Origin of the sequence: Alteromonas sp. CyTr2 (assembly GCF_947311905.1) — a bacterium.
Taxonomy (GTDB): Bacteria; Pseudomonadota; Gammaproteobacteria; order Enterobacterales; family Alteromonadaceae; genus Alteromonas; species Alteromonas macleodii.
Genome location: NZ_CAMZMZ010000020.1, coordinates 62069 through 77784, shown reverse-complemented (window position 1 = coordinate 77784; position 15716 = coordinate 62069). Strand labels below are relative to the sequence as shown.

10 protein-coding genes are annotated in these 15716 nt (G+C 46.2%); 2 read left to right on the top strand and 8 right to left on the bottom strand.

Going from position 1 to position 15716, the window contains the following annotated elements:
• Positions 1-137: 137 nt before the first annotated feature.
• The 4 genes from QME20_RS12030 to QME20_RS12015 form a co-directional block, all read right to left on the bottom strand.
• Positions 138-632, bottom strand: coding sequence for a CreA family protein (locus QME20_RS12030; RefSeq protein WP_168462799.1), 495 nt, complete (start codon positions 630-632; stop codon positions 138-140).
• Between the two features lie 116 nt (positions 633-748).
• Positions 749-2332, bottom strand: coding sequence for a histidine ammonia-lyase (hutH, locus tag QME20_RS12025; protein WP_168462768.1), 1584 nt, complete (start codon positions 2330-2332; stop codon positions 749-751).
• Positions 2333-2334: 2 nt separating this feature from the next.
• Positions 2335-4074 (bottom strand): urocanate hydratase, encoded by a 1740-nt coding sequence (hutU, locus tag QME20_RS12020; RefSeq protein ID WP_168462769.1) that lies wholly within the window; start codon positions 4072-4074, stop codon positions 2335-2337.
• 105 nt (positions 4075-4179) lie between these two features.
• Positions 4180-5004 carry a UTRA domain-containing protein gene (locus tag QME20_RS12015; protein ID WP_168462770.1) on the bottom strand — a complete coding sequence of 275 codons (825 nt, stop codon included), beginning with the start codon at positions 5002-5004 and terminating at the stop codon, positions 4180-4182.
• Between the two features lie 190 nt (positions 5005-5194).
• Here QME20_RS12015 and hutI point away from each other — a divergent pair, with 190 nt between their 5' ends.
• Both hutI and hutG read left to right on the top strand, forming a co-directional pair.
• Entirely contained in the window at positions 5195-6454 is a 1260-nt protein-coding gene (gene hutI, locus QME20_RS12010; RefSeq protein WP_168462771.1) for an imidazolonepropionase, read from the top strand.
• Positions 6447-7415: a formimidoylglutamase gene (gene hutG, locus QME20_RS12005; RefSeq protein WP_281715983.1), complete on the top strand. Its 969-nt coding sequence runs from the start codon at positions 6447-6449 to the stop codon at positions 7413-7415. Before hutI ends, hutG begins: the two co-directional genes overlap by 8 nt.
• 34 nt (positions 7416-7449) lie before the next feature.
• On the opposite strand, the gene sstT is transcribed toward hutG, so the two are convergent.
• From sstT to sbcD, 4 genes are all read right to left on the bottom strand, one after another.
• Complete coding sequence (gene sstT, locus QME20_RS12000) at positions 7450-8670, bottom strand: serine/threonine transporter SstT (RefSeq protein ID WP_281715982.1); 1221 nt, start codon at positions 8668-8670, stop codon at positions 7450-7452.
• 114 nt (positions 8671-8784) lie between these two features.
• A complete protein-coding gene (locus tag QME20_RS11995; protein ID WP_168462772.1) occupies positions 8785-10206 on the bottom strand; it encodes a S41 family peptidase in 1422 nt (473 codons plus the stop codon).
• 124 nt (positions 10207-10330) lie between these two features.
• The gene (locus QME20_RS11990) at positions 10331-14068 is read right to left on the bottom strand and encodes an AAA family ATPase (protein WP_061484816.1); all 3738 of its coding nucleotides are present in this window, start codon (positions 14066-14068) and stop codon (positions 10331-10333) included.
• A 4-nt stretch (positions 14069-14072) separates the two neighbouring features.
• Complete coding sequence (gene sbcD, locus QME20_RS11985; RefSeq protein WP_168462773.1) at positions 14073-15638, bottom strand: exonuclease subunit SbcD; 1566 nt, start codon at positions 15636-15638, stop codon at positions 14073-14075.
• Between the last annotated feature and the right edge of the window lie 78 nt (positions 15639-15716).

The window sequence follows — 15716 nt, the reverse complement described above, 5'->3', positions numbered from 1 at the left end:
TGTGCGCTTAGGCCTTTGATTACTTGAAGTTGTCATAAAGAAATCCTCTTTATGTCAACGTATTTTAGGACGGGACAGTTAGCATCAAAGAAGCCCTCTTGTAAGAGGGCTTTTTAATATTGAGTTAATGCGTTTCGCTACGCGGGCTTTTTAAACGCTAGCGTTTCCCACAGTGGTACCGTAGACAAACTATGTTTGTAACTACCAGACGTCTCTTTGGTACTGTAAGACAAATAAATCAGCGTTTTTGAGTCGGCATCGTAAATTCTTCGAAGCTTCATGTTTTTGAAAAACACGCTCTTAGATTTTTTAAAAATTACTTCACCTGAATCTGACTTATCAATGGCGTTTAACATCTCAGCCGTAATAGGGCCGGTTTGTCTGCACGCGATTGAACTGTCTGATGGATCCGACAAATCAAGGTTCGCTTCAATACTTGAAATATGGCAGGTTACACCTGTCACTATGGGGTCTTGAAGCGCATCAATTTTAATGTCTTTTGTGGTAAAAAGACCAAGAGACACATCGCCCACTTCGCTGTCGCTACAGCCTGCCAACGTAAACACCGACGCGGCGAGCAAACCCAACACAGTGCTTTTCACAAAAGAGCCGCTCTTAAAAGTGCCTTTCATAGAAGTACGAGCCTCGTATGAACTTAACCAACGTCCATTTGTTTTCATATCATTCCCACCTCTGCTCTATTCATGATCTTTATTTGTTTACTCGAAATACCGAGCCTATGATCATTTTAGCCTAATAGGTTTAACTGTGTCTTATCCATAAGGTCGTGCTGCTTAATAAGTTGCTTTGCCTTTTCAATGTCTGGCGCAAAATAACGGTCTTTGTCGTAAAACGGCACTTGGTCTCTTAGTAGCTGCATCAACACTTGGAGCTTTTCGCTGGTTTTAAACGGCTTCCTAAAATCTAACCCTTGGCAGGCCGCTAACCACTCAATGGCCAATATACCTGCCACGTTATCGAAAATATCTCGTAAACGCCTCGCGGCGAAGGTAGCCATAGACACGTGGTCTTCTTGGTTCGCAGACGTAGGCAACGAATCGATAGATGCGGGGTGCGCCAGGGTTTTGTTTTCACTAGCAAGCGCCGCACAGGTAACCTGCGCAATCATGAAGCCCGAGTTTACCCCACCATTTTCAACCAGGAACGGTGGCAAACCACTCAAATGCGTATCAATCATTAACGACATTCTGCGCTCCGACAGTGCGCCAATTTCAGATAGTGCAATAGCCAGCATATCTGCCGCCATTGCCACAGTTTCCGCATGAAAGTTTCCGCCAGATAGAATATCGCCAGTTGGCGTATCAGCGTCATCATTGTTTTCAACAAAAACCAACGGGTTGTCGCTTACCCCATTGGCTTCAACCACCAAAATGTCTTGGGCGTAGCGCATTTGCTGTAAACACGCTCCCATCACCTGTGGCTGGCAACGCAGAGAGTACGGGTCTTGTACTTTTTCACACCTTTGATGTGAATGACCAATCTCTGAGGTGTCTAGCAATGTTCTAAACGCAGCCGCCACATCGCTCTGGCTTTTGTGGCCACGCACTTCGTGGATCCGCGCATCGAACGGCACGCGAGAACCTAACGCGGCCTCAACAGTAAGCGCACCAATACCAATAGCGCTATGAAGCGCGTTTTCAGTATAAAACAGCCCCTGAAGTGCAAAAGCAGTTGATGCTTGCGTGCCGTTTAACAGCGCTAAGCCTTCTTTGGGTGCCAGCGCAATGGGCTGCATACCGGCTATTTCAAGGGCTTGGGCCGCACTAATTCTCTCTCCTTTATAAAACGCTTCCCCTTCCCCTAACAGCACCACACTCATGTGTGCTAAAGGCGCTAAGTCGCCGCTGGCGCCTACCGAGCCTTTTTCAGGAATGGCGGGATAAACCTGTGCATTAAACAAGGTAATGAGCGCTTCTATTACGCAGAGGCGAATGCCAGAATAACCACGGGCCAAGGAGTTAATTTTTAACAGCATGAGCAGGCGCACAGTATCTTCTTGCATAAAGTCGCCCGTACCGGCGGCGTGCGATAACACAATACTGCGCTGTAATAGCTCTAACTCATCAACATTAATACGGGTATTAGCCAACAAACCAAAGCCGGTATTGATGCCATAGACAGTCCGGTTTTCTTTAATGACGTTCAGTACTACTTGCTCGGCGGCGTTTATAGCGGGTACTGCGCTTTCATCTAACGATAAATGAACGTGGCTTCGATGTACTTCCCGTAACTGATCTAACGTCAATGTACCTGGCACAAGATTAAGTTGCTTAACACCACCGTTTTCAGTAATAAAAGACGAATGCGACATGACTATTTCTCCCCGCCAAAGCTTTTGTTCGAGCTTGAATGAGTGCCTGTTCTATCGGGGATTTGGTTATTAGCCACGCTATTGACCATGGGAAGATCCAAGTTGTGCTTGGCAGCACAGTTTTTTGCAATGTCGTAGCCTGCATCTGCATGACGCATTACGCCCGTGGCAGGGTCGTTATGAAGAACCCGAGCAATACGCTCAGCCGCTTCGTCCGTACCGTCACAAACAATCACTACACCCGAGTGTTGGCTAAACCCCATTCCTACACCGCCACCATGATGAAGGCTTACCCAGGTTGCACCACCCGCTGTATTTAATAGGGCGTTCAGCAGCGGCCAGTCCGAAACGGCATCTGAACCATCGAGCATGGCCTCTGTTTCTCTATTGGGTGAAGCTACCGAACCAGAGTCGAGATGATCCCGCCCAATCACAACTGGCGCGCTTAGCTCGCCACTGCGAACCATTTCATTAAAGGCAAGCCCCAGCTTTTGTCTTTCACCCAGCCCCACCCAGCAAATACGCGCGGGCAGGCCTTGGAATTGAATGCGTTCTTTGGCCATATCTAGCCAGTTATGTAGATGGGGGTTGTCGGGTATAAGCTCTTTAACTTTAGCGTCCGTTTTATAGATATCTTCCGGATCGCCTGACAGCGCAGCCCATCTGAAAGGCCCTATGCCCTGACAAAAAAGCGGTCGTATATAGGCAGGAACGAAACCTGGGAAATCGAACGCATGCTCAATACCCTCTTCTAGCGCCATTTGTCTAATGTTGTTGCCATAATCAAGAGTAGCAGCGCCAGCTTGTTGGAAACCAAGCATTGCTTTAACTTGCAGCGCCATCGACTGTTTAGCACTTTTCACAACACCCGCTTCGTCTTTTTTACGCTGCGCCTCAGCTTGATCTAGCGTCCACCCCACTGGTAGATAGCCATTCAACGGATCGTGCGCACTGGTTTGGTCGGTCACAACGTCGGGAATAATCCCTTTCGCTAGCATATCGGGAAAGGCTTCAGCAGCATTGCCTAATAGGCCAATTGATACAGGCTTCCCAGCTTTTTTGGCTTCTTCTAGGAGTTGCATGGCTTCTTCTAACGATTGCGCTTTTTTGTCCAAATAGCCCGTGCGAATTCTGAAATCTATGCGAGTTTCATCTACCTCCACAGCTACCATTGAAAAGCCAGCCATGGTTGCAGCTAAAGGCTGTGCTCCGCCCATACCGCCCAAGCCACCAGTCAAAATCCAGCGTCCTTCAGCGCTTCCTTCAAAATGCGTTTTGGCTACGCTCACAAATGTTTCATAAGTCCCCTGGACAATGCCTTGCGAGCCTATGTATATCCATGACCCTGCGGTCATTTGCCCGTACATCATCAAACCTTCTTTATCCAGAGCGTTAAAGTGCTCCCAGTTTGCCCAATGCGGTACAAGGTTAGAGTTAGCAATTAACACACGAGGTGCATTTTCGTGAGTGGGAAATACCCCAACAGGTTTGCCTGATTGAACCAGCAACGTCTCATCAGTATTTAAACGCTTGAGTACTTCTACAATTTTGTCGTAAGACGCCCAGTCACGGGCCGCACGCCCAATACCGCCGTAAACCACCAGATTTTGCGGATGCTCCGCAACGTCTGGATCCAGGTTATTCATTAACATGCGAAGCGGCGCTTCCGTTTGCCAGCTCTTCGCATTTAGCGTACTGCCTCTTGGGGCACGTATTTCTCTTGTAGGGTCGAGGCGTTTCATAAACTTCTCCTAGGCATATTCTTACGTTTGCCGATTTGTTTTTTATTAGGAAGTGTCATCTTTTTAGAAAGCAATGAGTTGCTAGCGCCTTTGGCGCAATGACACTTAGAACTCCAAATGTCCTCCCAAGCGGTATCGACTGCCTGGGTGATACAGCACCGCGTGGCTAACCACTGCGCTTGAACTCGCTTTTGGACTATTATCTAAGGATGTATCTGACGTAGCCTTTAAACCGTTCTTTAACTTGGCATTCGCCGTCGAGGGCTCGCCAATATTGCTCTCATCACTCGTTATTGCGCTTGGCACTCGAGAGAATGTTCGTCGAGTAATTTTCAGGCACGGCTCTTTAGGCTTAATCAAAAGTGCTTGTGCAATATCTTTTTCAACAACCACAGCTTCTACGCTGTGATCGGCTTGTGAAAGGGGCGCGACCTGATTCAAATAAAAGTTTGCAGTTTGAGCTTTAAAATCTTTATCTAAATAGTCGTTAATCCACGCTGGGTTAACCCACCTATCTTCATACTGCACGGGTAGATTGTTCTCGCAGTGTACGATAATGCTATGAAATACTGGCTCTCCCACATCGATACCCAGTCGTTGAGCAATAGCATCACTGGCTGGCGAGGTTTCCAACACTAATATCTCGTTAGTGTATCTATGCCCCCGCTGCTCTATTTCATCGCGAATACTTTTGATTTCAAGCATTGAGCTCATAGGGCGACTATCTGACACAAACGTGCCTATCCCCTGGCTGCGCATTAAAATGCCCTCGTCCACCATTTCACTTAACGCTCTTCTAGCAGTCATTCGGCTTACACCGTGCTGCTGGGCAAGTTGGTTTTCTGAAGGCACTTGGCTACCCGGCTTCATCTCACCACTTTCGATGGCATCCAAAATTGCTGTCTTGATTATTCTGTACCGAGGTTGCATATCATGGCCATTCACAACTAAATTGTTAATAATATGCTAACAGCATACTTGTATATACAAGTATGCACAAGTACACTGAACTGAAAATTTACACTGCGTTTCAGTAAAGATTCTGGTCAAAGCCAGACAAAGAACAAGACGACCAATTAAACGAAAACCAGACAAGAGGTGGCTTAGAGTGGAGCACGTTATGGGTAATCAGTACGACACGCTTATTTACAATGTTCGCATTGCGTCTATGCAAGACAACGAGTTGCCTTATGGCGAATTACCGCCACACGCCATTGCCATAAAAGACGGCAAAATTGCTGCGTTACTTCCTTGCGATGACTCACTAGACGACGTGTTTAAGCAGGCCAAAAGCGTAATAGATGCCACTACCCTAATTCCGCAAATTGAAGGTTCAACGCCCAAACACCCGTGGCTATTGCCTGGTTTCATCGATTGTCATACGCATCTAGTGTATGGCGGCAATCGCGCCGAAGAATTCGAAATGCGATTGCAAGGCGCAAGTTATGTAGACATTGCGCAGCGCGGCGGTGGTATTAAAGGGACGGTTGAAAAAACTCGACGGGCTGACGAAAACACCCTGCTTCACACTGCGATAAAACGCGCAAAGCGACTGTGCGAAGAAGGTGTTACCACCATTGAAGTCAAATCAGGTTACGGGCTGGATTTAGACACTGAAGTGCGCATGTTACGCGTGGCTAAATCCCTTGAGCAGCATCTTCCTGTGAGTATTAAAACTACCTATTTAGGCGCTCACGCCCTGCCCAATGAATTTGCTGACGACTCAGACGGATATATCGATTTCATTTGCAACGAGGCACTTCCTCATATTGCTTCGCAAAACTTAGCTGACGCCGTTGATGTATTTTGTGAAACTATCGGTTTTTCAACTTCACAAACAGAAAGAGTGTTTAGCTGTGCACATCAGCACGGTTTACCCATTAAAGCTCATGTAGAGCAGCTTAGCGACAGCAAAGGCGCAGTGCTAGCAGCTAAGTACGGCGCACTATCAGTAGATCACATTGAATATTTAGCTGACAGCGATATTCCCTTACTTGCCCAAAGTGGCACCGTTGCCGTGCTTTTACCAGGCGCTTTTTATTACCTAAGTGAAGTTCAAAAGCCGCCGGTAGACGCTCTAAGGGCGCACAATGTGCCCATGGCATTAGCGACTGACTTTAATCCAGGTAGTTCGCCGTTAGCCTCAATCCTTACCGCGATAAATATGGGTTGTGTGCTGTTTCAACTGACACCAGAAGAAGCGCTACGCGGCGCTACTGCACACGCGGCTAGTGCACTAGGGCTGCACGACCGAGGTGTTATTGAAGCAGGCAGGCTTGCTGACTTAACGCTGTGGGATATCGAAACGCCGGCAGAGCTCGCCTATTGTATTAATGGCCACCGCCCCATTGCGGTGTTTAAGGAAGGTAAACATGTTTAAGTGGCAAGGCAGAATAGACAGTGAAGACGGCATTGAGGGCCTACGTTGGCATCAAAAAGTTAACGAACTTGAAGTGGGCGAAGATAATTCATTAGCCAACGCCGTTACCCTTGTTGGTTTTGAGAGTGATTTGGGTGTGGGATTTAACAAAGGTCGTGTAGGTGCCTCTGATGGTCCAAATGCGATTCGCCAGGCACTTGCAAACTTGCCCTGGCACTGGCCAAACGCATCATTAGCTGATTTAGGGAATGTTACTGCTAAAGAGAACTTAGCCCAGGCACAAACCCAATATGCCGACGCCATTTGTTATGCGCTCAAGCAAAATGATGGATTGGTCATTGGGCTGGGAGGGGGACATGAAATTGCATGGGGGAGCTATCAAGGGGTTTTCAATGCTAAGCCCGAAAGCGCCCGCATTGGAATTATTAATTTCGACGCCCATTTTGATTTAAGAAAGCCTTCACCAAACACCAGTTCAGGTACGCCGTTCAGGCAAGTGTATGATCACTGCCAGCTACACGATACACCGTTTCATTACGCTTGTTTGGGCGTATCGAAAGCAGCCAATACACCAGCGCTGTTTAACTTTGCCAATACGTCCAACACGCGCTATCTAACCGATGTGGCGTTAAATGATGAATCACTGTGTATGCAGCGAATAGATGAGCTACTATCTCCGATGCTAAAAGACATCGATGAGCTTTACGTCACTGTATGTTTAGATGCATTTCCAGCAGCACAAGCACCTGGCGTTAGCGCGCCCAGTGCATTGGGAATTTCTCCCACACTTGTTATCAACACGCTGCACTTTTTAGCACAGCACCAAAGTACTTATGGGTATCAATGGAAACTGTGTGACGTTGCGGAAATGAACCCCAATTATGATATTGATAGCCGCACAGCAAAGCTGGCTGCACGGCTAATTTTTGAAGCAGTAGATGCAATAAGCTCGCACACTTAACGAGTTAACGCTTTAACGTTTGACTCTTTTATGTTTACTGGCCGCCTGCCCTTTCACACGCAGCGGCGGTAAACAAGACATCGGTGGAGCTATTTAATGCTGTTTCAGCAGAGTCTTGCAGTACGCCAACAATAAAGCCCACCGCAACCACCTGCATAGCCACTTCATTGGGTATATTAAACAGGCTACAGGCAAGCGGAATAAGCAGTAGCGAACCACCTGCAACACCTGAACTTCCACATGCTGATACCGCAGCGATAACGCTTAACAATACAGCAGTAGGGAAATCTACAGCAATTCCCAAGGTATTAACCGCAGCTAGTGTCAACACGGTTATTGTGATTGCAGCCCCAGCCATATTAATCGTGGCGCCTAACGGAATAGATACCGAATAGGTGTCTTCATCAAGCTTTAAGCGTTTACACAGCGCCATATTTACCGGAATATTCGCCGCCGAACTACGGGTGAAAAATGCCGTAATACCGCTTTCTTTCAGGCATTTGAACACCAAAGGATAAGGGTTCTTTTTGGTTGCCAGAAATACTAACAAGGGGTTGGTCACTAGTGCGATAAATAGCATCGCGCCAATCAGTACCGTTAATAAATGAGAGTAGCCAAGCAAGGCTTCAAAGCCCGTTGTAGCAATGGTATTAGCTACCAAGCCGAAAATACCGAAGGGCGCGAGTTTAATAACAAAACCCACCACGGTTGTTACGCTATCTGCCATATTTTGCAGTAGCGCTTTCGTTGCCTCGCTAGCATGACGTAGACCTAAACCTAGACCTACAGCCCAAGTGAGAATACCAATGTAATTTCCATTTACTAATGCATTTACCGGATTATCTACCATGTTATAAAGCAAAGTAGTAAGGACTTCCGATACACCTTTCGGCGCAGCTTGGCTAACTTCTGAAGTCACTAAGCTTAAGCTTGTAGGAAAAGCAAAGCTTGCCAACACGGCGGTGAGCGCGGCCAGTAGTGTGCCCAACAAATAAAGCACAAGCACGGGTTTGATAAAGGTTTGCTCGTTTTGCTTATGGTTGGCAATGGATGCCATGACCAAAACAAAAACCAATAAAGGAGCTATTGCTTTTAAGGCTTTTACAAATAAGTTACCCAATAGCCCTGCTGATTGAGCAGCTGAAGGTGAAAAACTCGCTATCGCAATACCGCATACGATACCAATGATAATTTGCAGTACCAAACTGCCATTCATGTAGCGCTGAAACAGGCTGGGGCGTGACGTTGAATCCATAAATGTTGGTCCATTATTATTTTGACGACGCACCATAATGTAAAACCCCAGACAAATGAACCTGTTTGGTCTTAGTTACTCGCAAATAACCGTATGCTTGCCGTTTATAAGGGTTTACATGCCTTCAAGTATCTTTTGCGTATAAGACGTCCACTGGTAAAGCGAAAGTTCTCCATCAATATAATAGTCTGGCTGAATGCCTACCCCATCAATGGCCATGTGGGGAATGCGTAAACTTTTAGTCAGGCTGTAATACAAAGTAAAAGTACCGCTCGGCGAATCAGTTTGATACATGTTAGAAATATCGAGTACACCTGCGGTAGTTTGCCCAAACAGCTTTACTTTTTTGCTTTGTTTAGCCGCCAGTAAGAACTGCTCAGCGGTGCTGCCATTACTTGAATCAACAAGTACGCCAATACTCTTCGGCAAGGGTTCAATTTTGTCGAATGTCTCCACCGTTACGTCTTCATCAATATTGATGTAGCTGCCGATGTGTTGATTAAGAATGTCGTACCCGTCTTTTGCCCATTGCTTTTCTTCTTCACTAAAATGAGGGTTTTGCAAAAAGCCAAGCATTCTAGAATTGTTAAGCTCGGTAGATAAGTATTCCATGCCTACAGTGCGAATAGGGTTAGTGTATAAAATAGGGAGTAAAGACGCATAGCTTACGTCACTACCACCACCGTTTCCTCGGATGTCGATAATGAGGTTTTCAGTTTTCAAAATCGTATCCAGGTGCTTAGCGATAACCGCGTCGATGTCTTTTTTGAAGGCATGATCGAAAGCCGGTATGCGAACTAACACAGTGTTCTCTGAAACTTTCTCGAATAGCGGAGCCTTTGTACTTAGTAGGCGAACATAGCGTGTTATTTCAGGCGACGATTCTTGTCGCGGTTCCTCTCGCGACATAACGATAAAGCTATTGCCCAACACCACTTCATTGTTACCCAAGAGTGTCATGGTATCGATTTGTCGGGCGGAGTGATCGCCCATAAAAAACGTCACTTTTGCAGTATTGTTGTCTTCAGGGTCATTAACGATGAACTTTACTTGTCCCGCCTTCCATGAAGGGTTGGTACTTTCAACGATATAAGCTTTATGGACATTGCCCTCTTTTTTTAAGGCAACCGTATAGCTTGAGAATTGCCAAATCCCCTCAAGAGTTTCGTCACGTTGGCTTTTCAAATGTTGTTTAAATGCCGATAAGTCGAAATCATGCACTACCGATTCGCGTACCGCTTCCTCTGAGCCATTCGTATTTAACGCAAGACCAATGTGCCCCTTGCGAAAAAATGTAAGCCAGTCGCTAAGCACTGTGTGGCATTGCGCTTCGCTTTTCGCGCTTTGTACTCGCGCCAAAATCGCACTATTGTGGGCCGAATAAAGGTCCTGCCCTTTATTCTCTACGGTATATTGAAAACCGGCATCGTTGTTTTCAAACGTGCTTTTTAGCCATGCAAACTCACTTTCACACTGAAAGGTACTACCAAACGAACAGAAAGAGGCAAAAAGAGGGAATATCGCAAATCGTTTCACTAAATATGATGTCCATATCTACTTTTAATAACGATAAAGTATCATAAAACCATGATCTTGCGAGCATTTACCAAGCACATACTTGTAAGCAAACGTTTTAGCTACTAATTCCTAAGCGGTGAGTTCACCCCACCGCATAAGTTTTTTCTAGTGCACTTAACCCCACACCGTTGCGTTTAATCACTTTAAGCTGAGTAGGAATACGCTCTTTCATGGCTTCAATATGGCTTATCACACCAATCATTTTTCCGCTGGCATTTAAGTTGTCTAGTGCATCAAGGGCCACATCCAAAGTTTCAGCATCAAGAGTGCCAAAGCCCTCATCTAAAAACAGCGAGTCGATACTGGTCTTGTGACTGACCAAGTCAGATAAAGCTAATGCCAGTGCAAGGCTCACCAAAAAGCTTTCTCCGCCAGACAGGGTTTTGGTGTCTCGCACTACATCACCTTGCCAGGTGTCTAATACACTTAAACCCAACCCTTCGTTTTCTTTTCGAATTAGCTGATAGCGACCGTGTAATTTATCCAGCTGCTGATTAGCAAGCTGCACTAAGTTGTCCAGAGTAAGCCCTTGAGCAAAACGTCTGAATTTGTCGCCGCTTGCCGAGCCAATTAACGAGTGCAGGTAAGTAATATCATCGTAATAGGCCTCAAACGCAGCCATCTCATCCACAAGCTGTTGCTGCCTTTCGCGGGCTTGATTGTTAGCGCTTAGCTGCTGTTCAATTTGCCCTAAAGACGATAACAGCGTGTCACGCTGCTGAGCTTGCTGGGTAATTTTCGTATCGAGCCACTGTGCACCGTGCTCTTCTAACTCGCTCTGCCACTGTGCTGCGTTAGCATGGGCTTTTAGCGATTGTTGGGTAGCTAGCGCGTTTTCTAGCTTTAAGTCCGCTTGTTGTTTTTGCTGAGCTAATCGCTTTTGCAGTTCAAGCAAGGTGTTGCGGGTATCTTCGTCTAAAAGCGCATTACTAAACGCGTGCTCATCGTCAAATGGGCTGCTCGCCAACTGACGGCTAAAGTGCTCTGTTGCCTCTGTAAGTGCTTGCTCTTTTTCGCGCATTTGCTCATTAAGCTGGGCAATTTCGGCTTCTAAACGAGACAATATAGTGTCCGTTTGTTGTAGACGAGATTTGCATTCATTTACATTTCGCTCAGCCATTTCTTGGGCGGCGTTTGCCTTATTCCTTGTTTCAGCAATATTGCCTTCAGGGAATACGGTTGTGCGCGAGTCTCGCAGCGCCTTTAAACTATTATCTAGCTGCACAAGCTCTTCAGATACATCCTTTAGCTGATTCTCAGCGCTTTCGATATCACGATTAACCACAAGCAAGGTGCTACTTACCTCTTGCAACTCATCTTTAAGTTTGGCGTGTAGCTGATGATTGTGTTTATAGGTTTTTAGCGCTTCGGCTTTTTCATTTAACCACGTGGCAATTCCATCAATAGACAGGTTGTGAATGTCAGCACCGCGCGCCGTCATAGTTTCGCTAAGCGCTAAAATACTATTATTAATCCCTTTTGTTTTGTTCTCTAACTCTGTATTACGTTCGTTAAATTGCTTTTCCAAGGTTTCGCGCTGCTGCAGAGAAACTGCAAGTTCTGACTGTTTGGCTTGTAGCAACTGTTGCGCTTCATTTTTAGCCTGTTGTGCAACATTTAGAGCTTGCTCGCACTCATCTAAACGGGTTAATTGAGCACTAATATCATCGAGACGAGTTTTAAACTGCTGGGTAAATTGAGCAATGCTTTGCGATGTATTAATGTCGACCTTTTCAAAGCTCGGTATATCAGCGCTAAGTACGCTTGAAATCTGCTGCCACTTTTCTAACAGCGTGTCTCGTTGCCCGCTTGCCTGTTCTAGCTGCTTATTAACCTGAGCAAGAGTGAATTCAGTTTGTGTAACACTTTCTTTTGCCCGCGCCCCTTGCAGCTCAATATCATCTAACTGCTGCTTTAAGCTATCTCGCTTTTGGATAGTTTCAGGTACATCAATAACCACGCTAGACGTGGTGTGCTCGTTTGCCCCACAAACAGGGCATGGCTCGCCACTTTTTAACTGTGTGCGCAGGTGCGCCACTTCAGCATCCAAGGCGATAAGCGCCTCTATGTCTTTTAAATTACTGCGGGTTTGCTTGTAAGCATCAACCAAGGCTTGGCGGTCAGATTGCTGCTGAGCTAGTTTCTTCGCTAAGTCTTCCTTTTGCACACCCAGCGATACTTTCTCTTGTTCTAGTGTCAAATATTGCTGCTGAATATGCCCTAACTGTAACACGTTATCCCAATGATGGAGCTTGGTATCGCGCTCTTGCTGAAGGCTTGCTTTGCTGGCTGCATTAGCACTATTAGTATCACTTGGTTTGCCAGATAGCGCGGCCTGAAGTGCCTTTTCGCACTTTGCAACTTGTGCGTTTTTGTCATCGAAGGTCTGCGTTAACGCGCTTAACGACTCATTTGTTTTTGCAATAGCGTCATCTAGGGATGAAAGCGCCTGACGATCATTCTTTACGCTTTGTGTCAGTGTCTCTAACTGCTTTTTATCATGTTCAATATGGCGCGCCGTTTCACTCCAGCCACTTATAAATTCCGCTATACCGCTAAGTGATTGATGTTCACGTAAGTAGGTTTCCAGTTCACCAAGCTTGGTCTTGTTATCTGCCGAAGCGTTTTCGATTTCTGTGCGCTTTAGCGTTAACGCGTTTATTGACTGCCTTAAACGTGCCGCGTTTTCGTTTGCTTTTTGCTGATCAGTAGTGAGCTGCGCTATTTGGTTATCTAGCGGAACTACCTGCTCATTTATGCGCTTTTCAAGCTCACTGCTTTGTTGCTTTGTAAGAACTAACGCTTGTTCAGCGTTGATCACTTCCAAACTGAGCTGTGCCTTTTGCGTTTTTAAGTCGGGCAACTGGGCTGCTTTCCCGTCAAGCCTTTCTTTATAACGGGTTACGTCTTGCTGAAGCCCGTTTTTTTGCAAAAATGGCAGGCGAAGCTTTTCAGCTGGCTCACTTTGGGTTAAAAGATCAAGTTCTTGTCTCGCCTCATTGATAGCGTTATTCGCGGTCTGCTGCGCTTCACTGGCTTCTTTAATGGAGAGCTCATTGGCGTTAAACGCTTGTTGCCACTGCTGTTGCTTTTGTAACTGAACAAGTGTTTGGTTAGACGTTGCGACTTGGCTCTTGGTTTGTGCTTGCTCTTCTTCAAGCTGGGCGATTTGCTCGTCGCTAAGCAAGGTTACGCCTTCCAGCTTTATCGCGAATTCTTTTTTCTTTTGTTTAGCGTCACTAAATTGCTGATGTACTGCCTGTGATATCTGCCCGTAAATTTCGGTGCCAGTTAACTCTTCAAGCAGCTCGGCCCGGTCGGCCTCGTTAGCATTTAAAAACGCTGCAAAATCCCCTTGCGACAACATCATAGACTTGGTGAAGCGGGCAAAATTAAGACCAGTCAGCTTTTCAATCTCTTCACTTTTCGGCCTAACCTGGGTAGCCAGTACCTTGCCGCTTTCAACTTCGGCTAGCTCAACATCGGCACTTTGCAGATTACCGTCAACTTTCCCTCTGGCCCGACGCATACTCCAAAACGCACGATATGCTTTGCCTTTAATATCAAACTCAACCTCCGCCAAACACTCCGCCGTGCCGCGGGTCATGATGTCGTTGTTAGACGTTGAAATTGGCCCCAAGCGAGGGGTTTGGTGATAAAGCGCTAAACAAATGGCATCAAGTAGCGTGGTTTTACCTGCCCCTGTTGGGCCAGTTATGGCAAACAGGCCATTGTCGATAAACGGCGACTGGGTGAAATCTATCTTCCACTCCCCTTTTAAGGCGTTTAGATTTTTAAGGCGTAAGGTCAATATTCTCATTGTATTACTCGCCTTTATTTTCTGTTGTGTTTGCCAATGAAGTCTCTACTGGTACTTCAGCATCTTCATCATTGGTGTGCACTTGCTCTACTGCTTCATTGAACAGCTGCCTTATCCGGTTTAAGCGTGAAGCGCTTTTCTCTGAACCGGCTTGTTCCATTGCTCGGGTGCTTTGGTCGTCATATAGCAGGGTTGCTTGTGCCGACTCAGTTGGTACCGACCCGCTCTGTGCCGACTCACTTGTTGTATTATCTTCTATGCTCTCCAATGCCAAACGCGCTTCAAATACATCGTTTACCGATAGTTCACTAAGCTGAACGTTTTGCTTTTCTGTTAGGCTATTTACCATGCGCTTACGCTTGCGTTTCAACTGTAAAATCTCAGCGTTTTTCCCTTCTAACAAGCCCTGAATACGCTGCTGTAGATCAGTCAGATAGTCTTCTGTTTCAACTTCAATGCATAACCACACTGGGTCTTTAGAGCTAATGGCGTTATCCGTTGCGCTAATGGTTTTATTAAACTCGCTAAGGGCTTTATTAACCTCGCTAAGGGCTTTATCCACTTCGCTAACGGCTTTATCCACTTCGCTAACGGCATCATCTGTTTGAGAAGCTAACGTGATGGCATCGCTCTTATTAATGGCCGCCTCAATCGCTTTTAAGTCTCCTTTTATTACTTCCATGGCCTGAAAGCACGGTACCGGAAGCGTTGAGATAGTAGGCGTTGTGCTTTCAGATTCAAACGTTATCAACACTACTTGCTTTTGTGTGTTTAGTTCATCAAAACTTAGCGGTATGGGTGAGCCTGAATAGCGAATGTGTTCTGTCTTAGCGACTTTCTGTGGCCTGTGAATATGCCCAAGTGCAATGTAATCGGCGGGCGGAAACCCTTTGGCGTCAAAGCCTTCAAGGGTACCAATGTAAATATCACGCACACTTTCTGACTGACTCACGCCTAAAGCGGTTAAGTGCCCTGTAGCAATAATAGGAATGGCAGCGCTGTTTTCACTGCCCTCCTCTCCTTGTTTTTCTTCAATTGAAGCGCGCAGTGATAAGGCTTCACTATAAAGCGCCCCATAATGCTGCTTTATCGCATCGCCAAGCGCTTGACGCTTGTCAGTGCCGCTTTGCCCTGCCTCACTAACAAGCACATCACGTGGGCGAATAAAGGGTACGGCACACAGTACGGCACTGGGCTGTCCCTTGCGATCGTTAAGCGTAATGACTTGTTCACTCAATTCGCCGTATGTACTGGCAATTACGTGGCTATTTAAGTATTTCAGTAGCGCCTTACTTTCGTTCAATACCGATACTGAATCGTGATTTCCCCCCAGCACCACCAATGTACACTGCATCCCCTGAAGTTCACCGATAAACGCATGGTAGAGCTCTCTGGCGTAGCTAGGCGGCGTGCCCGTGTCAAACACATCACCCGCGACAATAATCGCATCTATTTGATGCACTTCTACTTGTTGAAGAAGCCATTTAAGGAAAGCGGCATGTTCGTTTTTGCGACTTTTCGTAAAAAAACTCTGACCTAAGTGCCAGTCAGATGTATGCAATATTTTCATGTAGAAGTGAACCAGGCTTGTTGCATTGGAGATAGAGAAACGCATTCGGCGCAATGGCGCTGCTGCTATGGAGTGTCG

Coding starts and splice junctions, on each gene's coding strand:
- hutU (WP_168462769.1), bottom strand. CDS start 4,074: ATGAAACGCCTCGACCCTACAAGAGAAATACGTGCCCCAAGAGGCAGT.
- hutH (WP_168462768.1), bottom strand. CDS start 2,332: ATGTCGCATTCGTCTTTTATTACTGAAAACGGTGGTGTTAAGCAACTT.
- hutI (WP_168462771.1), top strand. CDS start 5,195: ATGGGTAATCAGTACGACACGCTTATTTACAATGTTCGCATTGCGTCT.
- QME20_RS12015 (WP_168462770.1), bottom strand. CDS start 5,004: ATGCAACCTCGGTACAGAATAATCAAGACAGCAATTTTGGATGCCATC.
- QME20_RS12030 (WP_168462799.1), bottom strand. CDS start 632: ATGAAAGGCACTTTTAAGAGCGGCTCTTTTGTGAAAAGCACTGTGTTG.
- QME20_RS11990 (WP_061484816.1), bottom strand. CDS start 14,068: ATGAGAATATTGACCTTACGCCTTAAAAATCTAAACGCCTTAAAAGGG.
- sbcD (WP_168462773.1), bottom strand. CDS start 15,638: ATGAAAATATTGCATACATCTGACTGGCACTTAGGTCAGAGTTTTTTT.
- hutG (WP_281715983.1), top strand. CDS start 6,447: ATGTTTAAGTGGCAAGGCAGAATAGACAGTGAAGACGGCATTGAGGGC.
- sstT (WP_281715982.1), bottom strand. CDS start 8,670: ATGGATTCAACGTCACGCCCCAGCCTGTTTCAGCGCTACATGAATGGC.